Consider the following 26261-nt stretch of genomic DNA (forward strand, 5'->3'; position numbering starts at 1 on the left):
TGCCCTCAGGACCCGGCGTCCAGCTCGTCGGCGATCCGCTGCACCATCGCCACGTACCAGTCGGCGCGGTTGTAGCGGAACAGCGCGCCCGCCTCCCCGGCGCGCCCGGCACCGGCGCCGTTGGCGCACAGGTACCGGGCGGCGCTGAAGACGGCGTCGGCCGGGTCCCACGCGTCGGTGTCGCCGTCGCCGTCCCCGTCCACCCCGTAGGCGGCGAACGTGGCGGGCATGAACTGCATCGGGCCGATCGCGCCGGCCGAGGACGGCCCGACGTTCCGCCCGTGCCCGCTCTCGACCTGCCCGACGGCCTGCAGCAGCGCCGGGCGCACGCCCGGGCAGGTGGTCGCCGCGCGCGCGTACAGGTCCGCGTAGTCGGCGGGCACACCGCCGGCTCGCACGGTGGCGGTGGCGCCGGCGGCCGCGGTCGCGCTCGCGCGCGCAGCCTCCCGCGCGGCGGCCAGCGCCCGCTCGGCCTCCTCGGCGGCCCGCAGCTGCGCGGCCCGCGCGTCCAGGGCACCGACGCGCTCCTCGGCCTCGCGCAGCGCGCGCTGCAGCTCACCGGAGCGGGCGGCGAGCTCGCGCAGGGCGCCCACGCCGTCCACCGCGGCCGCGTCCGCGGCAGCCGACGCCGCCTCGGCGCTCGCGGCGCGTGCGGACGCGCGGCCGGCCGCGTCCCCGGCGGCGCGCCCACCGGCCGCCAGGGCACGCTCGTCGCGCAGCTCCCGCGCGCGCAGCACCGCGGCCGGGTCGGCGCCGGTCAGCAGGGAGCGCACCAGCGCGTACGCACCGGTGCCCGCCGGGCCGAGGGCCGGGCCCATGTAGAGGGTGCGCGCCCGGCGGGCGCCCTCGTCGCGGGCTCGCACCGCCGCGGACCGCTCGCGCTGGGCCGTCACCTCGGCGCCGACGGCCGCCGACGCCGCGCGCTGCACGGCGCTGCGCTGCTCGCGCAGGGCCTGCTCCACGAGCTGCGCCTGGGTCGCGGCCCGCTCGGTGGCGGCGCGGGCCTGCTCGGCCGCGCGCGTCGCGGCCGCGCTGCTCGCCGCACCCGGGGCGAGGGCGGGAGCGGCGTGGGCGGTGGGTGCCGGCAGCGGGCCGGCCAGGAGCGCGCCGGCCAGGGCCGCTCCCAGCGCGGTGCTCACGGGGGAGCGGCGGCGCGGGACGCGCCTCGCGGCAGGGCCGCCCGCGGGGGCCGCGGGCCGGTGCGCCGTGCCTGTCACCCCCACCGGGTCGGCACCGCGGCCCCGGTCCTTGAGCCCGCCGCAGGGCCAGCACGAGCTGTGACCATGTGGTCACGACACTGTGCTCGCCCGAAGCGCCTGCCGGTGGGTGGTCTCGACGCCCGCACGGGAACGACGGGAGGAGGCGGACGTGGCACCAGCGGACGCACCGGACGGCACCGGCCGCCTCCCGCGCCACCTCGAGCGCTGGCAGCGGCGGCTGGACGACCTCGCCGCCCACCCCGAGCGGTTGCGCCTGGTCATGCACCCCGTCGTGGACGTCGCGGCCGGGCGCGTGGCCGGTTACGAGGTGCTCTCCCGCTTCGCCCCCGGGCGAGGGGAGGCGCACGGGCCCGAGGAGTGGTTCGCGGCCGCCGGCGCGCTGGGGCGCGCCGCGGAGCTGGACGCGCTCGTGCTGCGCGCAGCGCTGCCCCTGCGCCGGCAGCTGCCGCACGGCACGTTCCTCACCGTCAACGTCGCCCCCTCCTCGCTGGGCGAGGACCGCGTGCTGGAGCTGCTGGCCGCGCAGGACCTCACGTCGCTGGTCCTGGAGATCACCGAGCACACCGACTGCGACGTCGCCGCGCTCGCCGGCCCGCTGGCCGTGCCCCGCTCGCGCGGGGCGCGCATCGCCCTCGACGACGTGGGCACGGGGCACTCCGGCCTGCTGCGCATGGCGGTGGTGCGCCCGGAGGTGCTCGAGGTCGACCCGCAGCTCGTGCGCGGCCTGGACGGCGACCTCGTCAATCGCTCGGTGGTGCGCTTCCTCGGCGAGTGCGCCGACCGCCTGGACGCCTGGGTGGTCGCCGAGGGGGTGGAGACGCCCGCCGAGCTGGACGTGCTGCGCGCCATGGGCGTCCCGCTCGTGCAGGGCCACCTGCTGGCCCGCCCCGCGGACCGGTTCGTCCCGCTGTCGCTGGAGGCCCGCCGGCTGCTCCGCGCGGGCTCGGCAGCCCCGCCCGGGGCGCAGGGGCCCCGGCGGCCAGCGGGCGGCTGGTGCGGCGCACCACGACGTGCCGCACGGTCGTCGGCGCCGTGCGCGCGGCGAGCGAGGACCCCGCGCCCGAGGCCGCGGCCCGGGCGGTCTCCCGGCCCGCCGCGGTGCGCTTCGACCCGCTGGTGTGCACCGACGCCACCGGCCGCTACGTGGGGGTGGTGGGTGTGGAGGACGTGGTGCTGGACCTGGTCGCGGCGCACGGGGACGGCGGTGCCGTCCGGGGCACCGGAGCGGTCGCCGGGCGGGGGGTGCCGGCGTGAAGGCGTTCCGCTGCGGGGACGTGGTGCCCGGCTGCCACCGCGAGTTCCTCGGCCAGGACCGCGAGGCGGTGCGGGCGCAGGTAGGGGAGCACGCGCGCCGCGACCACGGCGTGGAGCCGGACGAGGACCTGGTGCGCGCGGTGCAGGAGCGGATCCGCGACGCCTGAGCGCCCGGCGCCGGCCCGGTGCCGGCCCGCCGGGTCAGCCCGCCGGGTCAGCCCGTCGGGTCAGCCCGCCGGGTCAGTCCGCCAGGCGTGCCGGGAAGCCGCCGGTGGCTACTGGCCCCCACCGCTCGGGCGTGATGCGCAGCAGGCACTTGCCCTGCCGCGTCATCGCCGCCCGGTACTCGTCCCAGTCGGGGTGCTCGCCGGAGATGCAGCGGAAGTACTCCACCAGCGGCTCCAGGGCCTCGGGCAGGTCCAGCACCTCCGCGGTGCCGTCGACCTGCACCCACGCGCCGCCGAAGTCGTCGGAGAGCACCAGCACGCTGGCGCGCGCGTCGCGGCGGGCGTTGGCCGCCTTGGCGCGCTCGGGGTACGTGGAGATCACGAACCGGCCCGCGTCGTCGACACCGGCGGTCACCGGCGACATCTGCGGCGAGCCGTCGGCGCGGTGGGTGAGCAGCACGACGTGGTGGCGACCGCGGGCGAACTCCAGCAGGCCGTCGCGGTCGACGCGGGTGGTGGTGGCGACGGTGGCGGGCACGTGTCGCACGCTACCGCCCGTCGCGCCCGCGTCCACCGCCGCGCCCGCGTCCACGTGCCCGGGGACGCTCAGCGGGTGCGCGGCGGGCCGCCGTGGTGCACTGGCCGCCGGACCGTGATCGACGTGGGGAGGGACCGGGTGCGCACCGTCGGGGTGGAGGAGGAGTACCTGCTGGCCGACCCCGTCGACGGCACGGCGCGCCCGGACGCCCCGCGGGTGCTGCAGGTGCTGGCTCCCGGGCACGGCGAGAGCGAGCTGCACCGCGAGCAGGTCGAGACCGGCAGCACACCGCACACCTCGCTGGCGGCGCTGCGCACCGACCTGCTGGGGCGGCGCCGCGAACTGGCCGCCGCGGCCCGCGACAGCGGCAGCGCGCTGCTGGCGCTGGGCACCCACCCGGTCGGCGGTGAGCCGACCCTGTCGCCCGGGCCCCGCTACGAGCGGCTGCGCGAGCGCTTCGGGCTCCTCTCCCGCGAGCAGCTGACCTGCGGCTGCCACGTGCACGTGGGCGTCACCGACCGCGACGAGGGTGCGGTGGTGCTGGACCGGCTGCGGCCGTGGGCGCCGGTGCTGCTGGCCCTGAGCGGCAACTCCCCGTACTGGCAGGGCGTGGACACCGGCCACGCCAGCTACCGCTCCCGGGTCTGGGACCGCTGGCCCACCGCCGGCCCCGGTTCCGCGGTCGGCGACGCCGCCGGCTACGACGCCCTGGTGCGCCGGGTGCTCGCCACCGGGGTGCCGCTGGACCCGGGGATGGTCTACTTCGACGTCCGCCTCTCGGCGCGCTACCCCACGGTGGAGGTGCGGGTGGCCGACGTGTGCCTGCGCGTGGACGACGCCGTGCTCCTGGCCGCCCTGGTGCGCGCCCTGGCGGACACGGCGGTCGCCGAGCACCGCGCCGGCCGGCCGGTCCCGGACGTGGGCGTGGAGGTGCTGCGGCTGGCGTCGTGGCGCGCCGCGCGCGACGGCGTGGACGGCGAGCTGGTGCACCCGCTGACGGGCACGCCGCGGCCGGCCGGGCAGGTCGTCGCCGACCTGCTCGAGCACGTCGCGCCCGCCCTGGCCCGCAACGGCGACGAGGACGCGGTCCGCGCGGGCGCTGCCGCGGTCCTCCAGCGCGGCACCGGTGCGCGCTGGCAGCGCGCCGCCGTCGCCGCCGGCGGTGTGCCGTCGATGCTGCGCGGCGCGGCGCGGCTGACGCTGGACCGGGCGGGGGAGGGCTGAGGGCCGCACCGGGCTCGGCGCCGACCCGGGACGGCCCCGCGCGCCTGCACGTGCGCCCCCGACCGGGGGCGGCGGCCCCGGCGGTGAGCCGGGGCGGGCCCGCCGCCGGGATCGGTAGTGTCGCCGGGGACCGGGGTGGCTGAGGGGGCGACGGCGATGGCGCGACGACAGCGACCACAGCGAGGGCTGCGGGGTCTGCTGGTCGTGCCCGCGGCCCTGGTCGCGAGCGGGTGCGCCGCCCCTTCGCCGCAGGAGCTGGTCCCCGCCCTCGACGCCCCGCCGAGCACGCGGGACGCGCTGCCCACCATCGAGGGCGAGGTGCTGTTCGAGGGGGCGGTCGCCGACTCGGCCCGCTACCTCGGGCAGACGGACACGGCCCGGTACTGGGTGGCGCTCGACGAGCACGAGCAGGTCTGCATCGTCCAGGCGCTGCGAGCGGACGCCGAGGACCCCCCCGGCGGTGGGGGCGTCCTGCGCACCGGTGGAGCGCTTCGCCGAGGCCGGTGTGTGGGCGCGGACCAGCACTCCGAGCGCATCGGCCACGGGGCTCGTCCTGCCCACCGGCTTCGACCTCGCCGACGCCGAGCCGGAGGAGGACTGGGTCCTGGTCGGCGAGAACCTGGCTGCTCCGGCCGGTGAGGTCGGCTAGCGGGACAGCCGGCGGGGAGCAGGGGCACGGCCCCGGGCGGGTGCCGCCCGGGTCGAAGCGGCTCGTGCCTGTCGAGGGCCGGCAGGAACTCACCGGACCTGGCCGGTGGTGCCGGCGGTGAGGAGCAGGGAGGAGATGAGGAAGGCCCACGAGCGGATGCCCTGGTAGGCCTCCCAGCGTCGGCGCACGGCGCGCCAGTGGTCCGGGGACGCGGCGGGGTCCCAGCCGGCGGTGCGGCTGTTGATCCCCACGTTGACGGCGACGGTGGTGGCCAGTCCGAACGCCCAGGCGCCGACCGCGCCGGCACGCAGGGCGGTGGGCGCGGCCCCCGCGGTGGTGGCCCACGCGATCACCAGCAGCAGTGAGACGGTCATGAGCACCGGCATCACGCGTCCGAAGGTGCGGATCAGTCCCTGCTCGACGGTGATGTGGGCGCGGACCTCCAGGCGCCGCAGGACCGGGTGGACGAAGGCGTAGGAACCGAACTCCGCGCAGGCGGTGAACCCCGTGACGGCCACAGCGGTGAACGCGAGCAGCTGAGCGCCGCTCACCACCGGGGACCCAGGGTGATGACGATGCTGCGGCTTCCGCCGCTGGTGACCGCGCGCAGCAGCTCCTCGCGGGGCACCACCCCGCCGCGCCTGGACAGGCCCGCGGGGCGCGCGCGGCCCGGGACGGCGCGCACCAGGGTCGCCAGTGCGTCGGCGGCTTCGCCGGCGTCCTCGACGAGGCGCGCGGAGCCGGTGCGGTCGTCGCCGCGCAGGCGAACCCGGACGGCCGGCTGTTCGCGGAGGTTGCGCCACCACGGGGAATCGGTGGAGACCAGGACGCGGGAACCGTGGCGCACGTAGGCGACGGGGGTGCGGTGGTGCCGGCCCGTTCGCCGGCCGGTGAACTCCAGCAGGGTGCAGCGCCGGCGCACGACCCGGTGCGCCGGCGAAGCGAGCAGGAGGGACGGGGCGGCGTTGAGCAGCCGGGAGGTGCGGGACACGGGGGACCCCCTCGGGTTGGCATTGTCAACTTGTCGTCGAGACGACCGTACCCAAAGATGTGAACGGTGACAACATCGGTGCAGCCCTACCACCACGGAAACCTGCGCGAGACCCTGCTGCGGGCTGCGGAGCGCATGATCGACGCCGACGCCTCACGGGGTTTCAGCCTGCGCGAGCTCGCCCGCGAGGCCGACGTCAGCCACGCGGCGCCCTACAAGCACTTCCGCGACCGGGGCGAGCTGGTCCTCGTCCTGGCCGAGCGGTGGATGGGCGAGTTCGTCGCCGAGCAGTCGGCGGCGGTCGGTTCCGGCGACGCGCGCCAGGACCTGCTGGCCCTGGGAGCGGCCTACGTCCGGTACGCCAGGACCCGTCCGTCCCGGTTCCTGACGATCTTCGACCCGGCGGTCGCCCGGCCCGGGAACCCGCCGACACCGGAGTTCGCCGAGCTGGTGCGCGTCCACTCCGCTCTGCTGCACGACACCGTGACCGCCGCGGTGCGGGCCGGAGTGGTCGGTGGGGCCGGGGCCCGTGCCGGTGCAGTCGCCGCCGCGCTGTGGTCCCAGGCGCACGGCCTGGCCACCCTCGCGCTGCTGGGCTACCTGCCCGGTGCCGACGCGGAAGCCGTGCTCGCCGCCCTGCTGCACTGACCCCCGCCAGGCCCCTGCCGCCGCACAGGTCACCGGTGATCAGCTGCCCCGCCCCGGCCGGGTGGCCGGACCGCCCTGGACCGGACTGCCGTGCGTGCTCACCACCCGGGAGCCGGCGCCGGGGGCAGCTCGCCACGGCGCGTCCGTCACCCGAGCAGCGCGTCCGCCAGGCGCGCGTCGGACTCCGCCTGCAGGTCCGCGTCGTGCACGGTGGTGGCGACCATGAGCTCACCGGCCCCGACCCGCCCCAGCAGGTCGCCGACCCGCCGGCGCACCTGGGCCTCGGTGCCGACGACGGTCTGCGCCAGGACCGCGTCCACCGTGCGGCGCTCGCGGGCCGTGAGGTCGGCCAGCCGGACGTCGCCGGGGGCCGGCAACGGCGGGAACTCCCCGCGGGTGCGGGAGACCGCCAGCGACCACGCCTGCGGCAGCAGCTCGCGCCGGGCCGCGGCCTCGTCGTCGGCCACGAGCACGTCGACCAGCACCGTCACGCGCGGGCCGCCGTGACCTCGGTCCACGAAGCGCTCCCGGTACTGCGCAAGGCGCCCCGGGTCGTCCAGCACCGGGCCGCCCACCACGACGGGCAGTCCCAGGTGCGCGGCGCTCACCAGGCCGGCACCGGTGGCCAGCACCGCGACCGGCGGCGCCGGCACCTGCGGGCGCACCGTCACCGCCGCGCGCCCGTGCAGCAGGTCCAGCAGTTCGGACAGCCGGGCGGTGAACTCCTCCGCGTCGGCACCGGGGGCGCGCAGCGCCGCCCGCACCGGGGCCGTGAAACCGGCCGAGCGGCCCACCCCGAGGTCGACGCGGCCCGGACGCAGGGCCTGCAGGACGGCGAACTGCTCGGCGACCACCAGCGGGACGTGGTTCGGCAGCATCACCCCGCCGGAGCCGATCCGCAGCGCCGAGGACGGCTCCAGCGCCGAGGCGACGGCGGCCAGCAGCACCGCCGGCGCCGGGCCGACGACACCGGGGACCCCGTGGTGCTCGGCCACCCAGAAGCGGTGGTACCCCAGCGCCTGCGCGCGCACCGCGCGAGCGACCGTCGCACGCACCGCGGCGGCGTCGTCGCCCGCACCCCCTCCGGGTGGGGCGGTGGCCCGGGTGCGGTCCAGCAGCGACAGGGCGGGCCGGTCAGGTGGGGTGGGTGCAGGCATGGTGCCGGGTGCAACACCCGGCCCGGGGCGCTGCGTCCCGCCCGGCCCCCTCGCCGTGCCGCCGCGCCGGCTGGTCGGTGCACCGGCACGGCGGCAGGATCGTGGCCGTGAGCTGGCACGCGGGGAACGCGGACGTCGACGGCGCCGAGGACGGGGGCTGGCTGCTCGGGCACTTCAAGGCCGGGCGCGCACCGGAGCTGGCCAGCGCCGACGTGGAGGTGAAGTGGGCGCGCCTGGCCCCCGGCTCCCGCGACGACGAGTGGACGACGCCGGAGCCGCAGACGTCGCTGTGCGTGCTGGTCAGCGGCTCCCAGCGGATCAGGTTCCGCACCGGTGAGGTGGTGCTGCGGACGTCGGGGGACTACGTCGTCTGGTACCCGGGGGAGTCGCACACCTGGGAGTCCTCGCCCACGCAGGAGACGACCACGATCACGGTCCGGTGGCCGTCCAGCGTGCGGGAGTGACTCCCGCTCCCACCGGCCCCGCAGCGGTCCCCGCTCCCGCCCCGTCCACAGGAGCGGCCTAGCCTGCGGGGGTGTCGATGGAGTCGGCCGCCAGGCAGTCCCTGTGGAGAGCCACCAGCGCGGAGCAGCAGCAGCGGCCCGTCTCGCGCGCCACCGTGCGCCGGGTCCTGGCCCTGGCGCGGGAGCGGCGCGCCCGCCTGGCCGTGTTCGTCGTCGGCAGCGTGCTCACCGCGGTGCTGGCGGTGGCCTCGCCGGTGCTGGCCGGGCGCGCCGTGGAAGCCGTCACCGCCGGCGACCGCCGCCTCGTGGTGGTGCTGGCGTCGCTCATCGCCCTGGTCGCCGTCGCCGAGGCCGGCCTGGGGCTGTGGGTGCGCTGGCTCTCGTCCACGCTGGGCGAGGACCTCATCCTCGACCTGCGCACCCGCGTGTTCGACCACGTGCAGCGCATGCCCGTGGCGTTCTTCAACCGCACCCGCACCGGCGCCCTGGTCAGCCGCCTGAACAGCGACGTGCTCGGCGCGCAGCGGGCGTTCTCCGGCACCCTGTCCGGCGTCGTGGGCAACGCCGTGGCGGTGGTGCTCACGGCCGGGGTGATGCTCAGCACCTCCTGGCGCGTGACGGTGCTCGCCCTGCTGCTGCTGCCGGTGTTCCTGGTGCCCGCCCAGCGCATGGGCCGGCGGCTGGCGGCCCTGTCGCGCGACGCCGCGCAGTTGAACGCCGCCATGACCAACCAGTCCACGGAACGCTTCTCCGCCCCCGGCGCCACCCTGGTGAAGCTGTTCGGCCGCCCCGAGGACGAGTCGCGCGCCTTCGCGCTGGCCGCCCGGCGCGTGCGCGACATCGGGGTGCGCACCGCCGTGCTGAACGCCGTGTTCATCACCGCCCTCACCCTCGCCTCGGCGCTCGCGCTGGCCCTCGTCTACGGCGTCGGTGGTCTCATCGCCGTCGGCGGGGGCCTGGACGCCGGCAGCATCGTCACCCTGGCCCTGCTGCTGACGCGCCTGTACGCACCGCTGACCGCGCTCGCCGGTGCACGGGTGGACGTGATGAGCGCCCTCGTCAGCTTCGAGCGGGTCTTCGAGGTGCTGGACCTGGTGCCGCTGGTGCGCGAGCCGGAGCGCCCGCGACCGGTGCCGGCGGGGCCGCTGACCGTGGAGTTCGACCACGTCGACTTCGCCTACCCGGCCGCCTCCGAGGTCTCCCTGGCCTCCCTGGAGGACGTCGCCGTCCTCGACGCGCGCGGCGGTGTCCCCGTCGTGCACGACGTGTCCTTCCGCATCGAGCCCGGCCAGGTCGTCGCCCTCGTCGGCTCCTCCGGGGCGGGCAAGTCCACGCTCGCGCAGCTGCTGGCGCGCCTGTACGACGTCACCGGCGGCGCGGTCCGCCTGGGCGGTGTGGACGTGCGCGAGGTCAGCGCCGCCTCGCTCCGGCAGGCCGTGGGCGTGGTCACCCAGGACGGGCACCTGTTCCACGAGACGCTGCGCGCGAACCTGCAGCTGGCCCGGCCCGGTGCGCCCGACGCCGAGCTGCTGGAGGCGCTGGAGCGCGCCCGCCTCGGCGAGCTGGTCGCGTCGCTGCCGGAGGGCCTGGACACCGTGGTCGGCGAGCGCGGCTACCGCTTCTCCGGCGGGGAGCGCCAGCGCCTGACCATCGCCCGGCTGCTGCTGGCGCAACCGCGCGTCGTCGTCCTCGACGAGGCCACCGCCTCCCTGGACTCCGCCTCCGAGGCCGCCGTGCAGGCCGCCCTCGACGAGGCGCTGGCCGGCCGGACCGCCCTGGTCATCGCCCACCGGCTCTCCACCGTCCGCGGCGCCGACCAGATCCTCGTGCTCGAGCACGGCCGGGTCGTCGAGCGCGGCACCCACGCCGAGCTGGTCGCCCTGGGCGGGCGCTACGCGCACCTGCACGCCACCCAGTTCGCGCTGCCGTGACCGTGCCGCGCACCCCACCGGCGCGCACCCCACCGGCGCGCACCCCACCGGCGCGGCGCGCCGACGAGGTGCGCCTGACCGGAGCGCTGCTGGCCCTGGCCGGCGCCGTCGGCGCGGTCACCGGCTGAGCCCTCACACCCCGCCCGGCCGCCGTGAGCGAGATGTGACGCGTCCGACACGCCGGGCTGACCGCGGTGAAACACGCACGCCCCACGCTGGCGCCCGAGCCCACCGCCGCGGACCGCCCGTCCGCGGCCCGCCGACCCCCGGAGCGAGCGCCGTGTCCTACGTGAGCCCCCCCGACTTCGTCACAAAGATGATCGACGCCGGGCAGTCCAAGGTCCTGATGTCGACGCGCGACACCCTGGTGCGCGCCTACATGGCCGGGGCGATCCTCGCACTGGCGGCCGCGTTCGCCGTCACCGTCACGGTGCAGACCGGCGACGCCCTGGTCGGGGCGCTGCTGTTCCCCGTCGGCTTCTGCATCCTCTACCTGCTCGGCTTCGACCTGCTGACGGGCGTGTTCACGCTCGTGCCGCTGGCCCTGATCGACCGCCGCCCCGGGGTGACGTGGCGCTCGATGCTGCGCAACTGGGGCCTGGTCTTCACCGGCAACCTCGCCGGGGCGCTGACCGTGGCGCTGATGATGTCGATCGTCGTCACCTTCGGCTTCGCGGTGGACCCCAACGAGGTCGGTCAGCGCCTGGGTGAGATCGGGGAGGACCGCACCGTCGGGTACGCCGAGTACGGGGCCGCCGGCATGCTCACGCTGTTCGTGCGCGGCGTGCTGTGCAACTGGATGGTCTCCACCGGCGTCGTCGGGGCGCTGATGTCCACCAGCGTCTCCGGCAAGGTCATCGCGATGTGGATGCCCATCATCGTGTTCTTCTACATGGGCTTCGAGCACTCGGTCGTCAACATGTTCCTGTTCCCGACGGGCCTGCTGCTGGGTGGTTCGTACTCGCTGGGCGACTACCTGGTGTGGAACGAGATCCCCACCGTCCTCGGCAACCTCGTCGGCGGTCTGACGTTCGTCGGCCTGGCCCTCTACACCACGCACGTGCGCACCGGGCGCCCGCGCACCGTGCCCGTCCAGGTCGGCGTGCGCGACGAGGTCCCGGCCCCCACCCGCTGACGGCACCCGCCGCACCCGCAGACGACGGAGGAACACCGTGACCCTGACGACGACGCCCGCGAGCGCGCCCGCCACGACGACGCCGCCGGTGACGAAGGCCGAGGCCGCCGCCCTCGTGCGCGCCGCCCGCACGCGCACCGGCCTGGGCTGGGCCGAGATCGCCGACCGACTCGGCGCCCCGCTGGTGTGGACGACCGCGGCGCTGCTGGGGCAGCACCCGATGACCGCCGAGCAGGCACGGCTCGCCGGCGAGCTGCTCGGTCTGGACGAGTCGGTCGTCACCGCGCTGCAGGACCAGCCGTACCGCGGCAGCGACCCGGCGCTGGCGTCGGACCCGACGATCTACCGCTTCCACGAGGCGCTGTCCGTGTACGGCCCGGCGCTGAAGGAGCTGATCCACGAGGAGTTCGGCGACGGCATCATGAGCGCCATCAACTTCAAGGTCGACATCGCCCGCCGGCCGGATCCCGACGGCGACCGCGTCGTCGTCACCTTCGACGGCAAGTTCCTCGACTACCGCTGGTGACCGCCTCCCGCGGAACCCCGCCGCCCCACCACCCCGCGGTGATCTTGCACGGGTGAACGTTCAACCGCGCGAGATCACCGAGGGGTGGGGGAGGGAGGGGGGACCGCGTCCGGCGGGAGGGCTCGCGCGGCCAGGCGGGTCAGCTCGCGCAGGTCGCCGGCGTCGACGTGCCCCAGGTGGCGGGCGATGGAGGCTGCGTGCCGGCCGCCGACCTCCCGCTGCCGCTGGGCGCCGGCGTCGGTGAGGGTGACGACGACGCCGCGCCGGTCGGCCGGGTCGGCCTCGCGCGCGAGCAGCCCCTGCCGCTGCAGGCGGTCCACCAGCCGGCTCAGCGACGGCTGCGGCAGGTACACCCGCTCGCTGAGCTCGCCCAGCCGGGCCCGGTGCCCGGCGCACCGCGACAGGGTGTGGAGCACGTCGTACTCGCGCACGCTCAGCCCGCCCCACACGTCGTCGTCGGCGAAGCGGCGCAGCAGGGTGGCCTGCAGGCGGAAGACCGCCTCCCACGCCTCGACCGCGGTCCGGGTGCGCCCCGGGCCGCGGCCGGCGTCGGCCCGCGCGGGGGCGCCGGCTTCCTCAGGCACCGGCGACCCCGCTGCCCGCCGCAGCGCTCCCGGCGTCACCGGTGGTGTTCTTCGCGGCGTCCCGGGCGGCGACCCGGCTCGCGTGGGTGGGCGGGTCGCTGGGCACGTGCGCGGGGCGGCGCGCCTCGAGCTCGCGGCGCAGCACCGGCACGACCTGCTCGCCGAGCAGGTCGATCTGCTCCAGCACCGTCTTCAGCGGCAGGCCGGCGTGGTCGACGAGGAACAGCTGGCGCTGGTAGTCGCCGAAGAACTCCTGGAACGTCAGCGTCTTCTCCACCACCTGCTCCGGCGTGCCGACGGTCAGCGGGGTCTGCGCGGTGAACTCCTCCAGCGAGGGGCCGTGCCCGTACACGGGGGCGTTGTCGAAGTAGGGGCGGAACTCGCGCACCGCGTCCTGGCTGTTCCTCGCCATGAACACCTGCCCGCCCAGCCCGACGATCGCCTGCTCCGGGGCGCCGTGGCCGTAGTGGGCGTAGCGCTCGCGGTAGAGGGTGATCAGCCGGACGTAGTGCTCCTTGGGCCAGAAGATGTTGTTCGCGAAGTAGCCGTCGCCGAAGTACGCGGCGATCTCGGCGACCTCCGGGGTGCGGATGGAGCCGTGCCAGACGAACGGCGGCACGCCGTCCAGCGGCCGGGGCGTGGAGGTGAAGGACTCCAGCGGGGTGCGGAAGCGCCCCGACCAGGTGACGACGTCCTCGTCCCACAGCCGGCGCAGCAGCTGGTAGTTCTCCACCGTCAGCTCGACGCTCTTGGTGATGTCCTGACCGAACCAGGGGTAGACGGGGGCGGTGTTGCCGCGGCCGAGCATCAGGTCGGTGCGCCCGCCCGACAGGTGCTGCAGCATCGCGTAGTCCTCGGCGATCTTCACCGGGTCGTTGGTGGTGATGAGCGTCGTGGACGTCGACAGGGTGATGCGGCTGGTGCGGCCGGCGACGTAGCCGAGCAGGGTGGTCGGCGAGGACGGCACGAAGGGGCGGTTGTGGTGCTCACCGGTGGCGAAGACGTCGAGGCCGGCCTGCTCGGCGTGCTCGGCGACGGTCGTCATCGCACGGATGCGCTCGGCCTCGGTCGGGGTCCGGCCCGTGGTGGGGTCGGGCGTGACGTCGCCGACGGTGAAGATCCCGAACTGCATGGTGACCGCTCCTCGTGTAGTCCATGCATCTGCATGTACCTGCCGCAACGCGGCGGAGCGCCCTCGCGTTCCCCGACGGCCACGGGTGGGCCAGGGCCCGGCCGCGCACGAGCACCACGGGGGAGGGACGGCGGGCGAGGAGTCAGCCGGTGCGGGCGACGCGGATGATCTTCCGGCGCAACCACACGCGCCGCGCCCCGCCCAGGTACAGCCGCACCCGCGCCAGCTCCCAGTGGCCGTACTCGGCCTGCTCGGTCAGCAGCTGGCGCGCCTCGGCGCGCGTGGTCTCCCGGGACAGGGTCAGGACCCGGTACTCGTACTGGTCGCCGGGGCGGCGCCCGGTGGAGGAGGTGTCGGCGGACATCGCACCCATTGTCCACCCGCGTGCGCGCCGGCGCGTCCCCGCAGCGGCGATCCCGCACCGGTGATCCCGCACCGGTGATCCCGCACCGCGTCACGGAGGCGTGCTCTCCGATACGGTCGGCACATGACGCCCGATCCGCGCGCCGCCCTCGCGCGTCTCGTCGAATCCCTCGAGAACCACCTGGCCGCCGCGGCGAACCGGCGGGGGGAGGCCGACCCCGCCGTCGCCGACGCCTACCAGCGCCTCGCCGACGCCTTCGAGGTGTACGAGGAGGCCATCTACGACGCCTACGACGAGGTCACCCCCTTCGTCCTCTACGACGACGTGGAGGACGAGCGGGAGGACGGCGACGACGACGCCCTCGACGACGACGAGGACGACGCCCTCGGCGACGACGAGGACGACGAGGACGACGAGGACGACGAGGACGACGAGGACGACGAGGACGACGAGGACGAGGACGACGCCCGGCCGGGCTCGGCGCCCCGCCGCTGAGCCCGGGGCGCTGCACCGGCCGGTGTGAGGGTTCGGTGATCGCTCCCAGCGGCTGTCGTGGCGCCCCCGCACGCCGCACGGGCGCCGGCGTGCTCCTCGGTAGTGTCCGACCGTGCTCACAGCCCCTCCCGACCTGACCGCCCCCTGCCCGCCGGAACGGCCCCTCGCACCCGGCACCGGCCGGCGGCCCGCGGGAGCCGCCGCGTGAGCATGGGTCTGGGCGAGGGGGTCCTCCTCGGCCTGGTGCAGGGCCTGACGGAGTTCCTGCCGATCTCCTCCAGCGCCCACCTGGCCATCGCCGGCACCCTCATCGGGGCCGACGACCCCGGCGCGGCGTTCACCGCCATCAGCCAGCTGGGCACCGAGGCGGCGGTGGTCCTGTACTTCCGCCGCGACATCGCCCGCATCGTCAGCCGCTGGGCGCTGTCGCTAGCCGGGCGGGTGCCGCGCTCGGACCCGGACGCGCGCATGGGCTGGCTGGTCATCCTCGGCTCGATCCCCATCGGCGTGCTGGGCCTGGCCTTCAAGGACCAGATCGAGACGGTGCTGCGCGGCTTCGTCCTGATCGGCACCACCCTGTGGGTGTTCGCGCTGCTGCTGGGTGCCGCGGACCGCTTCGGCCGCAAGGAACGCACCCTGGACCGCCTCACCTGGAAGCACGGCCTGCTGTTCGGCCTGGCGCAGGCCCTGGCGCTGGTCCCCGGCGTCTCGCGCTCGGGCGGCACCATCACGATGGGCCTGCTGCTGGGCTACACCCGTGAGGCGGCGGCCCGGTACTCCTTCCTGCTGGCCATCCCCGCCGTGGTGGCCTCCGGCTTCTTCCAGCTCTACGACGAGCTCAGCGCGGGGGCGAGCGTGTCCTGGGGCCCCACGGCGGTCGCCACCGTCGTCGCGTTCGTCGTCGGCTACGCCGTCATCGCCTGGCTGATGCGCTTCATCACCACGCACAGCTACACCGTGTTCGTCGTGTACCGCATCGTGCTGGCCGTGCTCGTGTACGCCCTGGTCGTCGCCGGTGTCCTGCCCGCCTGGAACGACGCCGCCGTCGGCTGATCGCCCGCCCGCGCACCGCGCCCGTGCGCCCCGGACCGGGGCGCGCGGGCGCGAGCCGCACCGGAGGCGGCGCGGGCCCCTACAGCCAGCCGGAACGCTTGAACGCCCGGAACATCCCCAGGCAGATCCCCAGCATCAGCAGCAGGCACGCCGGGTACCCCCACCACCAGTCCAGCTCCGGCATGTGCTCGAAGTTCATGCCGTAGATCCCCGCGACGAGCGTGGGCACCGCGAACATCGCCGCGACCGCCGAGATCTTGCGCATGTCGTCGTTCTGGCGCACCGACACCTGGGCCAGGTGCGCGTTGAGCACGTCCGTGAGCAGGCGGTCGTAACCCTCCACGTGCTCCACCGTGCGCACCAGGCCGTCGAGCACGTCGCGCAGCTCCAGCAGCGCCTGCTCACCACCGTCCGTGTCGTCGACCCCGTCGATCCCGTCGATCCCACCGAGCCCCTCGACGCCGTCGAGGCCGGTGTCACCGTCGAGGCCGGTGTCACCGTCACGGCCGGCGTCACCGTCACGGCCGACGTCACGGCCGACGTCACGGCCGACGTCACGGCCGACGTCACGGCCGACGTCACCGCCGCCGGCCAGCAGCTGCTTCAGCGGCGTCACCAGCGGCGCCACCGCCCGCCGCACCTCCAGCACCTCCCGCTTGAGGTTGTAGATGCGCTCGGCGTCGGAGCTGCGCTCGGGGGAGAAGACCTGCTCCTCCATCTGCGCCACGTCGCGCTCCAGCTCCAGGTCGATGGCCTCGTACTCGTCGACGAGCCGCTCCAGCACCCCGTGCAGCACCGCGTGCGGCCCCCGCCGCAACCGCTCCGGGTCCTCCTGCAGCGCCTCGCGCACCGCCGCCAGCGACTGCGACCGGCCGCGGCGCACGCTGACCACGAACCGGTCGTCGACGAACAGCATCACCTCGGCCGTCTCCACCGCCGACCGCTCGTCGAAGTACGACAGCGCCTTCAGCACCACGAACAGCGTGTCGCCGTAGCGCTCCACCTTGGGGCGCTGGTGGCCCTCGACGGCGTCCTCCACCGCCAGCGGGTGCAGCCCGAGCGCCTCGGCCACCCGCGCGAACTCGTCCTCGCCCGGGTCCTCCAGCCCCAGCCACAGGAAGCCCTCCAACTGCCGGCGGCAGTGCTGCAGCGCCCCGGAGAGGTCCTGCACCTCCCCGCGCCGTCCGTCCACGTAGGTCGCCACGTCCACGATCACGGCGCCATCGTGCCGTCCGCGCCGGGACGGCGCTCGCGGGGCGGTGCCCGCGCGGGGCGGTGCCCGCGGGTCGCGGGGGAGCAGCGCCTACGCTGGCGCCCGTGCCGACCCTGCTGCTCGTCCGCCACGGCCGCACCACGGCCAACACCGCCGGCGTGCTGGCCGGCTGGACGCCCGGGGTCCGCCTGGACGAGCACGGCGAGCAGCAGGCCACCGCCCTCGCGCAGCGCCTGGCGCCGCTGCCGCTGGCCGCGGTCGTCACCTCCCCGCTGGAGCGCTGCCGGCAGACCGCCGAGCTGCTGCGGGCCGTGCCCGGGCCCGACGGCGAACGGCCCGGCGCGCTCGTGGAGGAACGCCTGGGCGAGGTGCGCTACGGCGACTGGACCGGCCGGGAGCTGAAGACCCTGGCGAGGGAACCGCTGTGGAAGACGGTGCAGGCGCACCCCTCCGCGGCCGTCTTCCCCGGCGCCGACGGCGAGGGGCTGGCGCACATGCAGCACCGCGCGGTGGCCGCCGTGCGCGAGCACGACGCCCGCGTCGCCGCCGAGCACGGCGAGGACGCCGTGTGGATGGCCGTCACCCACGGCGACGTCGTCAAGGCGCTGCTGGCCGACGCCCTGGGCATGCACCTGGACCTCTTCCAGCGCCTCAGCGCCGACCCCTGCTCCGTCTCCGTCGTGCGCTACGCGCCGCTGCGGCCGTTCGTGCTGCGCACCAACGACTCCGGCGGCGACCTGGCCGCCCTCGCCCCGCGTCGCAAGGGGCGGCGCCGGGCGGCGGGGGCGCGCGGTGCGGCCTCCTCCGACGCCGTCGTCGGCGGCGCCACCGGCACCTGAGGACGTTCCCGCCCCACCCCGGCCCACCACCCGGCCGGGGCCCTCGCCGGCCCGGGTCCCACCGGCCCGGCGGCGCCCCACCGGGCACGTCCCGCGCGCGGCGCTAGGGTCGCAGCATGCCCGTCTTCGACTACGACCCGCCCGAGCGGTTCGTCGCCGGCACCGTCGGCGAACCCGGGTCGCGCACCTTCTTCCTGCAGGCGCGCGCCGGTGGGCGCCTGACGTCGGTGGCGCTGGAGAAGGCCCAGGTGGCCGCCCTGGCCGAGCGCGTCGGTGAGCTGCTCGACGAGATCGTGCGCCGCTCCGGCGGCCAGGCGCCCGTGCCGGCGCTGCCGCCCTCCGGCACGGAGGACACCGGACCGCTGGAGGTGCCGATCGAGGAGGAGTTCCGGGTCGGCACGATGAGCCTGGCGTGGGACTCCGACCGTCAGGTCGTCGTCATCGAGTGCTTCGAGGTCGACGACGACGACGTCGAGGCCCTCGAGGACGCCGAGGCGGCGCTGGCTCCCGACCCGGCCCGCAACCTGCTGCGCGTCTCCCTCGACGGCGCCAGCGCCCGCGCCTTCTCCCAGCGCGCCACCGCCCTGGTCGCGGCCGGCCGGCCGCCGTGCCCGTTCTGCGCCGGGCCGCTGGACCCGGCCGGCCACGTGTGCCCGCGCGCGAACGGCTACCGGCGCTGAGCGGCCCCACCCCGGGCGTGTTCGCCGGCGTCCCCGAGGCCGACGCGCTGGTGCACCTGGCCGCCGGCGAGCTGCGGGTCCGCGGCCGCCTCGCCGACGCCTCCAACGCCACCCTGTACTCCGTGGTCGCCTCCGGCGGCGCGGAGCTGGCGTGCGTGTACAAGCCGGTGGCCGGCGAGCGCCCGCTGTGGGACTTCCCCGACGACACCCTCGCCCGCCGCGAGGTCGCCTCCTACGCGGTCTCGGCCGCCACCGGCTGGGACGTGGTGCCCCCCACCGTCCTGCGCGACGGCCCCCTGGGCCCGGGCAGCGTGCAGCTGTGGCTGCAGGCCCCGCCCGAGGAGGCGGCCGGCCCGGCGGAGCTGGAGGAGCTCGTCGAGGTCGACGGGTTCGACGGTGCCGCCGACGACGGGGCCCTGGACGCCGCGGACGAGGGCGCCGACGACGACCAGGACGCCGACCACGACGACCGCGACGACCGCGACGACCACGTGGTGGTCCTGCCGCAGCCCGGCGCCGGCCTGGTGGACATCACCACCCCCCGCGAGCTCCCCCCCGGCTGGCTGCCGGTGCTGCACGCGGAGGACTACTCCGGGCGCCCCGTCGTCCTCGCGCACGCCGACGACCCGCGCCTGCGCCGCATCGCCGTCCTGGACGCGGTGCTCAACAACGCCGACCGCAAGGGCGGGCACGTGCTGCCCGGCTGGGGCGGCGCCGTGCACGGCGTGGACCACGGCCTGACCTTCCACGCCGAGCCGAAGCTGCGCACCGTGCTGTGGGGCTGGGGCGGCGAGGCGCTGGACGAGCACGAGCGAGACGTGCTGGAACGGCTGCGCGGCGACCTCGGCGAGCGGCTCGGGGAGGTCCTCACCGACCTGCTGAGCGTCGAGGAGGCCGTGGCCACCCTCGAACGCGTGGAGCGGCTGCTGCGCACCGGCCGCCTGCCCCGCCCGCGCGGGCAGCGCACCATCCCCTGGCCGCCGTTCTGACCCCCGCCCGCGCCCCCGCCCGCGCCCCCGCCCGCGCCCCCGCCCCCAGGCGCGGCGGGACGCGGCGGCGCGGGTAGGTTCGGCCCGTGCGCTCCTGGCCCGCCCCCGACCCCACCACCCTGCCCGGCGACGGCCCGGGCACCGCTGCGCTGCCCGGGCGCGGTCCGCGGGTCCACCTGCACGACTCCAGCACCGGCCGCCTCCAGCCCGCCGGCCCCTCCGAGGGCACCGCGACGTTGTACGTGTGCGGCATCACCCCCTACGACGCCACCCACCTGGGTCACGCCAACACCTACGTCGCCTTCGACCTGCTGCAGCGCGCCTGGCGAGACGCCGGCCTGGCCGTCGCCTACGTGCAGAACGTCACCGACGTCGACGACCCGCTGCTCGAGCGCGCGACGGCCACCGGCGTGGACTGGACCGAGCTGGCCGCCTCCCAGGTGGAACTGTTCCGCGAGGACATGGCCGCCCTGTCCGTGATCCCCCCGCAGCAGTACCTCGGCGTCGTCGAGGCCGTCGACCTCGTCTCGGCGGCCGTGCGCGACCTCCTCGCCGCCGGCGCCGCCTACCGGGTGCCCGGAACCGACGGCGCCCCCGACGGCGACGTCTACTTCCCCGTCGCCGCCGACCCCGCCTTCGGCGACGTCTCCCACCTGGACCGGCAGCAGATGCTCGCCCTGTCCGCCGAGCGCGGCGGCGACCCGGACCGCCCCGGCAAGCGCGACCCGCTGGACCCGCTGCTGTGGCGGGTGCAGCGCGACGGTGAGCCCGGCTGGGACGCCGGCGAGCTCGGCCGCGGCCGCCCCGGCTGGCACGTGGAGTGCACCGCCATCGCCCTGCAGCACCTCGGCACCCCCGTCGACGTGCAGGCCGGCGGCAGCGACCTGCTCTTCCCGCACCACGAGATGGGCGCCTCCCACGCCCACGTGCTGCGCCCGCACGCCACCCCCTTCGCGCACCTGTACGCGCACTCCGGCATGGTCGCCCTCGACGGCGAGAAGATGAGCAAGTCCAGGGGCAACCTCGAACTCGTCTCCCGGTTGCGCGCCGCCGGCGAGGACCCCGCCGCCGTGCGCCTGGCGATCGTCGCCCACCACTGGCGCAGTGACTGGGAGTGGACCCCCGCCGTGCTCGCCGAGGCCCGCGAGCGCCACGCCCGCTGGGCCCGCGCCGTCGCCCTGCCCGCCGGGCCGGACGCCGCACCCGTCCTGGCGCGCGTGCGCGAACGCCTCGCCGACGACCTCGACGCTCCCGGGGCCGTGGCCGCCGTCGACGCCTGGGCCGACGCGGCGCTCGCCGGCACCGGTGCGGGCGGCCAGGACGGCGCACCGGAGCTGGTGCGCCGCACCGTCACCGCGCTGCTGGGCGTGCGGCTGCCCTGATGCCCCGCCACGACCGCGAGGAGGTGGCCCGCCGGGCCGGGCACGCCACCTGGCGCGAGGCCGTCGAGGCCACCGCGCACCTGAGCCAGCAGGAGGCCGGCCGGGCCCTGGGCGTCAGCCACCCCACGGTGCGCACCTGGCGCACCGAGCTGGGCCTGGGGGTGAGCGCGCGACGCTCCGGGCCGCAGGCGGCGGCAGCCTTCCGCGAGGACCCCACCGACCCGCGGCACGGCTCGGCCAACGGGTACCGCAACCTCGGCTGCCGCTGCCCGGCGTGCACGCGCGCGTGGACGGACTACCAGCGCGCGCGCCGCACCGGCCCGGGCTGAGACGCGATCCCGTGGCCGGCGCCCAGAGCAGGCACAGGACCACCACAGGAGCCGTGCCGATCCTCTCCGCATGACGTGGAACCCCCTCGCCCCGCTGACCACCGCGGCGCTGCGCCGACGCGCGGCCTCCGGCGCCGCGCTGCTGCTCGCCGGCAGCCTGGCGCTCGCCGGCTGCTCGGCCACCACCACCGGCACCGCGGCGGCCGGGACGACGACCAGCACCACCACGAGCAGCACCGCGTCGACCACAGCGATCGACACCTCCTCCTCCGGCAGCGCCGACGCGACCACCACCAGCCGGACCACCACCGACACCGCCGCGGCGGCCGAGGCGTTCCTGGCGACCCTGTCCGAGGAGCAGCGCGAGGCGGTGCTCTACGCCTACGACGACGAGACGAAGACCACCTCGTGGTCGAACTTCCCCGTCACCTTCGTCGAGCGCGCCGGGCTGAACCTCGCCGACCTCACCGCCGAGCAGCAGGACGCCGCCACGGCCGTCCTCGAGGCGCTGCTGTCCGAGGAGGGCTACGCCACCGTCACCGGCATCATCGGCGGCGACCAGTACCTCGCCGACAGCAGCAGCTCCACCGAGGACTCGCTCGGGCAGTACTACATCGCCTTCTTCGGCGACCCCTCCGACACCAGCGCCTGGGAGGTCCAGTTCGGTGGCCACCACCTCGGCATCAACGCCACCCTGGACGGCGCCGCCGGCTCGATCACCTTCGCCCCCACCCACCTGGGCACCCAGCCCGCGGTCTACACGAACGCCGACGGCGAGGAGGTCCAGCCGCTGGCCGGGATGTACGAGACCGCCTTCGCCTTCTACGACAGCCTCACCGAGGAGCAGCTCGCCGCGCTCTACCAGGGCGAGGAGGTCTCCGCCATGGTCTGCGCCCCGGGCAGCACCTGCGAGTACCCCACCGGCACCGGCCTGTCCGGCGCGGACCTGACCGACGAGCAGGAGCAGCTGCTGCTCGACGTCGTCGCCAACTGGGTGGGCCTGGCCGACGAGGAGACGACCGCCGAGGCGCTCGCCGAGATCGAGGCCACCCTCGACGAGACGTACGTCAACTGGTCCGGCGCGACCGTCTACGACACGACCCAGGGAGACGGGATCTACTTCCAGGTCTCCGGCCCCGACGTGTACGTCGAGTTCGCCGCCCAGCAGGGTTCCGCCGGCGCCGACGTCGACGGCGTCACCACCTCCGGGTGGGGGCACGTGCACACCATCTACCGCGACCCGGGCGAGGACTACGCCGGCAGCGTCACCCAGCAGGAGAGCACCGGCACGGGCGGTGGGCCCGGCGGTGGGGGAGCACCCGCCGGTGCGCCCGGGAACGGCCAGGTGCCCTCCGGCGCCGCGCCCGCGAGCGCCTGACGGGGGGCGGGCCCCGGGCCCGCCCCCCCGCACCCTCGGGTTCAGCCCTGCTGGCGCTGGGCGATCTCCTGCTGCACCACGGAGCCGAGGCGCTGCAGCTGCCCGGTGCCCAGCTGGCGCACCTCGCCCTCCAGGCGCTGCAGCACGTGCGGGTCCTCCAGGACGCGCTCGGAGCTCTGCAGCAGCACCGTGCCGGCGCCGGTGAAGTCGTACTGGCGCTCCTCGCCGGAACGGGTGCCGAACAGCGCCCCGCGCGCTGCGCCGAGGAAGTGCCCCATCCAGCCGGCGTCGAAGTGCTGCGCCGGGGCAGGGCAGTCGGCCCACCCCACCAGCGCCTCCGGGTCCACCCGCACCGGCGGCTCGACGAAGATCACCGGCCCGGAGGAGCTGGCGAGGAACTTCCCCGTGCCCAGCAGGGTCAGGAACCCCGGGATGATCGACTCCTTCAGCTCCAGCCCCGCGTCGAAGGCCAGCAGGTTCGACGCCCGCACCGTCAGGTTGCCGTCGTCGAGGTCGTAGGAGTTGATGTCGTACCCGCGGTCGCCCAGGATCACGTGCCCCTGGCCGTTGGCCACCACCCAGTCGCGGCTGTACAGCGGCGAGGAGAACCGCTCGGCGACCATCGACCCCAGCGACGTCGCCGTCAGCGGCTCGAAGCGGATCGTGCCGCCACCGGCCGGGTAGTAGGCGATCATCCGGCCGGTCTGCACGAACAGCGGCCCCGTCAGCCGCACGCAGTACGCGTACGCGTTGCCCGGCAGGTTGTCGTGCTCCGGCAGCGTGGCCGGGTCCAGCGCTTCCACGCCCACGGCTCCTCCAGCAGCGCTCACAGCTTCTCCTCGCTGGCCTGCACGTGCACGGTGCCCTCCCCGGACACCCTCAGCTGCACCGCTTCCCCCGAACCGCGCCCGACCGCGTCGCGCCACGACACGGCCGCGGCGACGTCCACGCGCAGGTCGCCCTCGTGCGCGACGTACGCCTGCGGGTCCACCACCACCTGGCGGCCGCCGCTGACCGGCAGCGCGAACGTGCCGCCGTGCGAGAGCACCGCCACCGAGCCGCGCCCGGACAGCTGGGTGGTGAACATCCCCTGCCCCGTGACGGCGCCGCGCACCGCCCCGCGCAGGCCCCCCTGCTGACCGAGGAACACCACCGAGCTGGACAGCGACGCGTCGTGCGCCAGCAGTCGGTCCGCCTCCACCGACAGCGGCCGCGAGCCGTCCAGCTCGATGACGGTCACGTGGTGGCCGTGGAAGCCGTAGTGCACCGCCCCGCTGCCCTCGGCGACCATCAGCGCCACCGCCTCACCCTGCACCCCGCGCGCCAGCGACGCGGCCAGCCCGCCGCCGTAGGCGCCGCCGCCGGGACCGCCGGCCACGGGGGAGAAGGTGACCCGGCCCGTGACGGCGAGCATCGCGCCGCGCCGCGCCAGCACCTCCCGGCCGGGGGCGACCTGCGCCAGCACCACCTTTGAGGTGACGGTCGTGAACGTCATCGGCGCTCCTCCGGCTGGATGAACACGGTGCCCTGCCCCTCGAAGCGCAGCGAGAACGCCTCCCCGGAGGACTCCCCGAGCAGGTTGCGCCACGACACGTCGGTGACGAACGACTGCCGCACGTCCCCCAGGGCGCCGACGTAGGCGTCCGGGTCCACCACCAGCGGCGTGCCCGGGGCCACCCGCAGCGCGATCGGCGGCCCGCCCATCGAGATCAGCGCCACCCGGCCGTGCCCGGTGACGCTCGTGGTGAACAGCCCCTGACCGCTGGAGGCGCCCTGCAACCCGCTGAACACCACGTCGGTGCGCAACCCCTCCGACAGGCACAGCAGGCTCTCCGACTCCGCCTTGAGCACCTGGCCGGCCAGGTCCAGCAGCAGCACGTTCCCGGCGTCCACCGCGAAGTGCACGCTGCCGCGGCCGCTGACCTCCACCAGCGGCAGCGACTCACCGGTCAGGCGCTGCTTGAACGCCGCCCGCAGGCCACCGCCGCCCCCGGAACCGGCGTGCTTGAAGGTCACCTCGCCCTCGTAGGCGACCATCGAGCCGGTGCGCGCCCGCACCGCGCTCGCCGCGCTGCCGTCCAGGTCCACCACCAGGACCCGCGGCGTCCCCAGCCGCCAGCTCACCCGACCACCCTCCCCGCACGGGCCCGGCCGGCGGCCGGGCTCCTCACCGCCCCATCATGGCGTGCCGGTGATCGCCGGGGAACCCGCCCGTGCGCCGCCGGGACCGCCCCGCCGCGCGGGGTCAGCCCCGGCGGGGGCCGTCGTCGCGCCGCGGCGGGTCGTCGCGCCGGCGCAGGTACCGCTCGAACTCCCGCGCGATCGCCTCACCGCTGGCCTCGGGCAGCTCCGCGGTGTCCTTCGCCTCCTCCAGCTGCTGCACGTACTCGGCGATCTCGCTGTCCTCACCGGCCAGCTCGTCCACCCCGCGCTCCCAGGCGCGCGCGTCCTCCGGCAGCTCACCCAGCGGCACCGGCACGCCCAGCAGCTCCTCCACCCGGTGCAGCAGCGCCAGCGTGCCCTTCGGCGACGGCGGCTGCCCCACGTAGTGCGGCACCGCCGCCCACAGCGACACCGACGCGATGCCGGCGTTGGCCACCGCGTCCTGCACCACGCCGACGATGCCGGTGGGCCCCTCGTAGCGCGACGGCTCGATGTCCAGCTTCTCCACCAGGTCCGGGTCCTCGCTGCTGCTGGTCACCGGCAGCGGCCGCGTGTGCGGCACGTCCGCCAGCAGCGCCCCCAGCGTCAGCACCATGCTGGCCCCCACGGCGCGCGCGTGGGCGACGACCTCGGCGGCGTAGGTGCGCCAGCGCATCGACGGCTCGATGCCGCGCACCAGCAGCACGTCGCGCGAGGAGTCGGGCAGGCGCGCGTACGACACGCGCGTGGTCGGCCACGTCAGCCGGCGCCGGCCGTCGTCGTCGAAGTGCACGGTGGGCCGGTTGACCTGGAAGTCGTGGTACTCCTCCGGGTCGAACTCGGCGAGCTCGACGCCCCCCCACACCTCGTGCAGGTGCGCGACCGCCTGGCTGGCCGCCTCCCCGGCGTCGTTCCAGCCCTCGAAGGCCGCGATCACCACGGGGTCGCGCAGCACCGGCGCCGCCGGCCTCACGTCGTCAGGCTGCTCAAGCACCTTCCAACCCTAGACTCACCGGTCGATGCCCACCGACACACCGACCCCCGACGCGCCGACCCCCCAGCCGCCGCGGGCGTTGCCCGCCGCCGTGCTGTGGGACATGGACGGCACGCTCGTCGACACCGAACCGCACTGGATCGCCGCCGAGCACGCCCTGATGGCCCGGCACGGCGCGAGCTGGTCGCACGAGCAGGCCCTGCAGCTCGTCGGCAGCGCCCTGCCCGACTCCGGGCGCCTGCTGGCTGCGCACCTGGCTGCCGAGGCCGGGGTGCACCTGGACCCCGGCGCCATCGTCGCCGAGCTGATCGCCGAGGTGGTGCACCAGGTGTCGGCGAGCGTGGTGTGGCGCCCCGGCGCGCTGCGGCTGCTGCGCGAGCTGGGGGAGCGCGGCGTGCCGTGCGCGCTGGTGACGATGTCGTACCGCTCCCTGGCCGGCACCGTGGCCGCCCTCGTGCCCGGCGCCTTCGCCGTCGTCGTCGCCGGTGACGAGGTGGAGCGCGGCAAGCCGCACCCCGACCCGTACCTGCGCGCCGCCGCGCTGCTGGGCGTGGACCCGGGTGACTGCGTGGTGCTGGAGGACTCCGCCCCCGGCGTGGCCTCCGGCGAGGCCGCCGGCTGCCGCGTCGTCGCCTGCCCGCACATGGTGCCCATCCCCGCCGCCCCGGGGCGCAGCCGCGTGGCCTCCCTCGCCGAGCTGGACGCCGACGCCCTGGGGCGCGTGGCCGCCGGCGGGGTCATCGACTCGCTCGCCGGCGCCTGAGGCCCTCCCGCGGGCCCTGG

At 76.1% G+C, this 26261-nt stretch carries 32 protein-coding genes and 1 pseudogene; 20 read left to right on the forward strand and 13 right to left on the reverse strand.

From position 1 onward, the window contains the following. Nucleotides 1-5: 5 nt before the first annotated feature. The gene (locus MN205_RS04090; RefSeq protein ID WP_308220231.1) at nucleotides 6-1139 is read right to left on the reverse strand and encodes a lytic transglycosylase domain-containing protein; all 1134 of its coding nucleotides are present in this window, start codon (nucleotides 1137-1139) and stop codon (nucleotides 6-8) included. Nucleotides 1140-1479: 340 nt separating this feature from the next. Between MN205_RS04090 and MN205_RS22255 the strand changes: the two are divergent. From MN205_RS22255 to MN205_RS21490, 3 genes and pseudogenes are all read left to right on the forward strand, one after another. Next, nucleotides 1480-2049, forward strand: a pseudogene (locus tag MN205_RS22255) (EAL domain-containing protein); the annotation flags it as partial. A 164-nt stretch (nucleotides 2050-2213) separates the two neighbouring features. Beyond that, nucleotides 2214-2474 (forward strand): hypothetical protein, encoded by a 261-nt coding sequence (locus MN205_RS21485; protein ID WP_242124555.1) that lies wholly within the window; start codon nucleotides 2214-2216, stop codon nucleotides 2472-2474. Further along, complete coding sequence (locus MN205_RS21490; RefSeq protein WP_242124557.1) at nucleotides 2471-2641, forward strand: DUF1059 domain-containing protein; 171 nt, start codon at nucleotides 2471-2473, stop codon at nucleotides 2639-2641. Before MN205_RS21485 ends, MN205_RS21490 begins: the two co-directional genes overlap by 4 nt. Nucleotides 2642-2714: 73 nt before the next feature. Here the strand turns inward: MN205_RS21490 and MN205_RS04105 are convergent, their stop codons facing one another. Next, the gene (locus MN205_RS04105; protein WP_242124559.1) at nucleotides 2715-3179 is read right to left on the reverse strand and encodes a PPOX class F420-dependent oxidoreductase; all 465 of its coding nucleotides are present in this window, start codon (nucleotides 3177-3179) and stop codon (nucleotides 2715-2717) included. A 123-nt stretch (nucleotides 3180-3302) separates the two neighbouring features. On the opposite strand from MN205_RS04105, the gene MN205_RS04110 reads away from it, so the two are divergent. After that, nucleotides 3303-4403 carry a glutamate--cysteine ligase gene (locus tag MN205_RS04110; protein ID WP_242124561.1) on the forward strand — a complete coding sequence of 367 codons (1101 nt, stop codon included), beginning with the start codon at nucleotides 3303-3305 and terminating at the stop codon, nucleotides 4401-4403. A 460-nt stretch (nucleotides 4404-4863) separates the two neighbouring features. Next, the gene (locus MN205_RS04115) at nucleotides 4864-5052 is read left to right on the forward strand and encodes a hypothetical protein (protein ID WP_242124563.1); all 189 of its coding nucleotides are present in this window, start codon (nucleotides 4864-4866) and stop codon (nucleotides 5050-5052) included. 89 nt (nucleotides 5053-5141) lie between these two features. On the opposite strand, the gene MN205_RS04120 is transcribed toward MN205_RS04115, so the two are convergent. Together MN205_RS04120 and MN205_RS04125 are read right to left on the reverse strand one after the other, a co-directional pair. Beyond that, nucleotides 5142-5603 carry a DUF1772 domain-containing protein gene (locus MN205_RS04120; RefSeq protein WP_242124565.1) on the reverse strand — a complete coding sequence of 154 codons (462 nt, stop codon included), beginning with the start codon at nucleotides 5601-5603 and terminating at the stop codon, nucleotides 5142-5144. Beyond that, nucleotides 5600-6043, reverse strand: coding sequence for a nitroreductase family deazaflavin-dependent oxidoreductase (locus tag MN205_RS04125; RefSeq protein WP_242124567.1), 444 nt, complete (start codon nucleotides 6041-6043; stop codon nucleotides 5600-5602). Before MN205_RS04125 ends, MN205_RS04120 begins: the two co-directional genes overlap by 4 nt. 66 nt (nucleotides 6044-6109) lie before the next feature. Here MN205_RS04125 and MN205_RS04130 point away from each other — a divergent pair, with 66 nt between their 5' ends. Further along, on the forward strand, nucleotides 6110-6691 hold the full coding sequence (locus MN205_RS04130) for a TetR/AcrR family transcriptional regulator (RefSeq protein ID WP_242124569.1): 582 nt from the start codon (nucleotides 6110-6112) through the stop codon (nucleotides 6689-6691). A gap of 146 nt (nucleotides 6692-6837) precedes the next feature. Here the strand turns inward: MN205_RS04130 and MN205_RS04135 are convergent, their stop codons facing one another. Continuing rightward, nucleotides 6838-7848 carry an MsnO8 family LLM class oxidoreductase gene (locus MN205_RS04135; protein ID WP_242124571.1) on the reverse strand — a complete coding sequence of 337 codons (1011 nt, stop codon included), beginning with the start codon at nucleotides 7846-7848 and terminating at the stop codon, nucleotides 6838-6840. A gap of 107 nt (nucleotides 7849-7955) precedes the next feature. Between MN205_RS04135 and MN205_RS04140 the strand changes: the two genes are divergently transcribed. The 5 genes from MN205_RS04140 to cynS all read left to right on the forward strand — a co-directional run bounded on the left by MN205_RS04140 (nucleotide 7956) and on the right by cynS (nucleotide 11904). Next, nucleotides 7956-8312, forward strand: a complete 357-nt coding sequence (locus MN205_RS04140; protein WP_242124573.1) for a hypothetical protein — start codon at nucleotides 7956-7958, stop codon at nucleotides 8310-8312. Between the two features lie 71 nt (nucleotides 8313-8383). Then, entirely contained in the window at nucleotides 8384-10243 is a 1860-nt protein-coding gene (locus tag MN205_RS04145; RefSeq protein ID WP_374115832.1) for an ABC transporter ATP-binding protein, read from the forward strand. 2 nt (nucleotides 10244-10245) lie between these two features. After that, the gene (locus tag MN205_RS20245; RefSeq protein WP_255817879.1) at nucleotides 10246-10371 is read left to right on the forward strand and encodes a hypothetical protein; all 126 of its coding nucleotides are present in this window, start codon (nucleotides 10246-10248) and stop codon (nucleotides 10369-10371) included. Between the two features lie 152 nt (nucleotides 10372-10523). After that, entirely contained in the window at nucleotides 10524-11378 is an 855-nt protein-coding gene (locus tag MN205_RS04150) for a formate/nitrite transporter family protein (protein WP_374115833.1), read from the forward strand. A 37-nt stretch (nucleotides 11379-11415) separates the two neighbouring features. Then, nucleotides 11416-11904 carry a cyanase gene (gene cynS / locus MN205_RS04155; protein ID WP_242124577.1) on the forward strand — a complete coding sequence of 163 codons (489 nt, stop codon included), beginning with the start codon at nucleotides 11416-11418 and terminating at the stop codon, nucleotides 11902-11904. Nucleotides 11905-11978: 74 nt separating this feature from the next. Here cynS and MN205_RS04160 read toward each other — a convergent pair whose 3' ends face one another. From MN205_RS04160 to MN205_RS04170, 3 genes are all read right to left on the reverse strand, one after another. Further along, on the reverse strand, nucleotides 11979-12488 hold the full coding sequence (locus MN205_RS04160; RefSeq protein WP_242124579.1) for a MarR family winged helix-turn-helix transcriptional regulator: 510 nt from the start codon (nucleotides 12486-12488) through the stop codon (nucleotides 11979-11981). Next, on the reverse strand, nucleotides 12481-13620 hold the full coding sequence (locus tag MN205_RS04165; protein ID WP_242124580.1) for an LLM class flavin-dependent oxidoreductase: 1140 nt from the start codon (nucleotides 13618-13620) through the stop codon (nucleotides 12481-12483). Before MN205_RS04165 ends, MN205_RS04160 begins: the two co-directional genes overlap by 8 nt. A gap of 142 nt (nucleotides 13621-13762) precedes the next feature. Then, the gene (locus tag MN205_RS04170; protein WP_242124582.1) at nucleotides 13763-13984 is read right to left on the reverse strand and encodes a DUF5703 family protein; all 222 of its coding nucleotides are present in this window, start codon (nucleotides 13982-13984) and stop codon (nucleotides 13763-13765) included. Between the two features lie 123 nt (nucleotides 13985-14107). On the opposite strand from MN205_RS04170, the gene MN205_RS04175 reads away from it, so the two are divergent. Together MN205_RS04175 and MN205_RS04180 are read left to right on the forward strand one after the other, a co-directional pair. Beyond that, nucleotides 14108-14479, forward strand: coding sequence for a primosomal protein (locus MN205_RS04175; protein ID WP_242124584.1), 372 nt, complete (start codon nucleotides 14108-14110; stop codon nucleotides 14477-14479). Between the two features lie 210 nt (nucleotides 14480-14689). Next, nucleotides 14690-15532 carry an undecaprenyl-diphosphate phosphatase gene (locus MN205_RS04180; protein WP_242124806.1) on the forward strand — a complete coding sequence of 281 codons (843 nt, stop codon included), beginning with the start codon at nucleotides 14690-14692 and terminating at the stop codon, nucleotides 15530-15532. A gap of 79 nt (nucleotides 15533-15611) precedes the next feature. On the opposite strand, the gene MN205_RS04185 is transcribed toward MN205_RS04180, so the two are convergent. Continuing rightward, the gene (locus tag MN205_RS04185) at nucleotides 15612-16748 is read right to left on the reverse strand and encodes a magnesium and cobalt transport protein CorA (RefSeq protein WP_242124586.1); all 1137 of its coding nucleotides are present in this window, start codon (nucleotides 16746-16748) and stop codon (nucleotides 15612-15614) included. A gap of 101 nt (nucleotides 16749-16849) precedes the next feature. Between MN205_RS04185 and MN205_RS04190 the strand changes: the two genes are divergently transcribed. The 6 genes from MN205_RS04190 (at nucleotide 16850) to MN205_RS04215 (ending at nucleotide 22342) form a co-directional block, all read left to right on the forward strand. Continuing rightward, nucleotides 16850-17584: a histidine phosphatase family protein gene (locus MN205_RS04190; protein WP_242124588.1), complete on the forward strand. Its 735-nt coding sequence runs from the start codon at nucleotides 16850-16852 to the stop codon at nucleotides 17582-17584. Between the two features lie 116 nt (nucleotides 17585-17700). Continuing rightward, entirely contained in the window at nucleotides 17701-18264 is a 564-nt protein-coding gene (locus MN205_RS04195) for a DUF3090 domain-containing protein (protein ID WP_242124590.1), read from the forward strand. A 17-nt stretch (nucleotides 18265-18281) separates the two neighbouring features. After that, nucleotides 18282-19253 (forward strand): SCO1664 family protein, encoded by a 972-nt coding sequence (locus MN205_RS21495; RefSeq protein ID WP_242124591.1) that lies wholly within the window; start codon nucleotides 18282-18284, stop codon nucleotides 19251-19253. Between the two features lie 86 nt (nucleotides 19254-19339). After that, entirely contained in the window at nucleotides 19340-20635 is a 1296-nt protein-coding gene (gene mshC, locus MN205_RS04205; RefSeq protein ID WP_242124594.1) for a cysteine--1-D-myo-inosityl 2-amino-2-deoxy-alpha-D-glucopyranoside ligase, read from the forward strand. Then, the gene (locus tag MN205_RS04210) at nucleotides 20635-20964 is read left to right on the forward strand and encodes a hypothetical protein (RefSeq protein WP_242124596.1); all 330 of its coding nucleotides are present in this window, start codon (nucleotides 20635-20637) and stop codon (nucleotides 20962-20964) included. Before mshC ends, MN205_RS04210 begins: the two co-directional genes overlap by 1 nt. Before the next feature lie 70 nt (nucleotides 20965-21034). Beyond that, complete coding sequence (locus MN205_RS04215) at nucleotides 21035-22342, forward strand: DUF3500 domain-containing protein (RefSeq protein ID WP_242124598.1); 1308 nt, start codon at nucleotides 21035-21037, stop codon at nucleotides 22340-22342. 41 nt (nucleotides 22343-22383) lie between these two features. Here MN205_RS04215 and MN205_RS04220 read toward each other — a convergent pair whose 3' ends face one another. The 4 genes from MN205_RS04220 to MN205_RS04235 all read right to left on the reverse strand — a co-directional run bounded on the left by MN205_RS04220 (nucleotide 22384) and on the right by MN205_RS04235 (nucleotide 25478). Further along, nucleotides 22384-23151 (reverse strand): AIM24 family protein, encoded by a 768-nt coding sequence (locus MN205_RS04220; protein ID WP_374115839.1) that lies wholly within the window; start codon nucleotides 23149-23151, stop codon nucleotides 22384-22386. 17 nt (nucleotides 23152-23168) lie between these two features. Then, on the reverse strand, nucleotides 23169-23837 hold the full coding sequence (locus MN205_RS04225; RefSeq protein ID WP_242124603.1) for an AIM24 family protein: 669 nt from the start codon (nucleotides 23835-23837) through the stop codon (nucleotides 23169-23171). Further along, nucleotides 23834-24466 (reverse strand): AIM24 family protein, encoded by a 633-nt coding sequence (locus MN205_RS04230; RefSeq protein WP_242124605.1) that lies wholly within the window; start codon nucleotides 24464-24466, stop codon nucleotides 23834-23836. The genes MN205_RS04225 and MN205_RS04230 overlap by 4 nt, the downstream gene beginning before the upstream one ends. 121 nt (nucleotides 24467-24587) lie before the next feature. Then, nucleotides 24588-25478 carry a PAC2 family protein gene (locus tag MN205_RS04235; RefSeq protein ID WP_308220232.1) on the reverse strand — a complete coding sequence of 297 codons (891 nt, stop codon included), beginning with the start codon at nucleotides 25476-25478 and terminating at the stop codon, nucleotides 24588-24590. 25 nt (nucleotides 25479-25503) lie between these two features. Between MN205_RS04235 and MN205_RS04240 the strand changes: the two genes are divergently transcribed. Next, the gene (locus MN205_RS04240; protein ID WP_242124607.1) at nucleotides 25504-26241 is read left to right on the forward strand and encodes an HAD family phosphatase; all 738 of its coding nucleotides are present in this window, start codon (nucleotides 25504-25506) and stop codon (nucleotides 26239-26241) included. Nucleotides 26242-26261 lie beyond the last annotated feature (20 nt).

The organism is Kineococcus sp. TRM81007 (assembly GCF_022669155.1).
Taxonomy (GTDB): domain Bacteria; phylum Actinomycetota; class Actinomycetes; order Actinomycetales; family Kineococcaceae; genus Kineococcus.

Coding starts and splice junctions, on each gene's coding strand:
- MN205_RS04135 (WP_242124571.1), bottom strand. CDS start 7,848: ATGCCTGCACCCACCCCACCTGACCGGCCCGCCCTGTCGCTGCTGGAC.
- MN205_RS04165 (WP_242124580.1), bottom strand. CDS start 13,620: ATGCAGTTCGGGATCTTCACCGTCGGCGACGTCACGCCCGACCCCACC.
- MN205_RS04170 (WP_242124582.1), bottom strand. CDS start 13,984: ATGTCCGCCGACACCTCCTCCACCGGGCGCCGCCCCGGCGACCAGTAC.
- MN205_RS04175 (WP_242124584.1), top strand. CDS start 14,108: ATGACGCCCGATCCGCGCGCCGCCCTCGCGCGTCTCGTCGAATCCCTC.
- MN205_RS04180 (WP_242124806.1), top strand. CDS start 14,690: ATGGGTCTGGGCGAGGGGGTCCTCCTCGGCCTGGTGCAGGGCCTGACG.
- MN205_RS04195 (WP_242124590.1), top strand. CDS start 17,701: ATGCCCGTCTTCGACTACGACCCGCCCGAGCGGTTCGTCGCCGGCACC.
- MN205_RS04210 (WP_242124596.1), top strand. CDS start 20,635: ATGCCCCGCCACGACCGCGAGGAGGTGGCCCGCCGGGCCGGGCACGCC.
- MN205_RS04215 (WP_242124598.1), top strand. CDS start 21,035: ATGACGTGGAACCCCCTCGCCCCGCTGACCACCGCGGCGCTGCGCCGA.
- MN205_RS04225 (WP_242124603.1), bottom strand. CDS start 23,837: ATGACGTTCACGACCGTCACCTCAAAGGTGGTGCTGGCGCAGGTCGCC.
- MN205_RS04240 (WP_242124607.1), top strand. CDS start 25,504: ATGCCCACCGACACACCGACCCCCGACGCGCCGACCCCCCAGCCGCCG.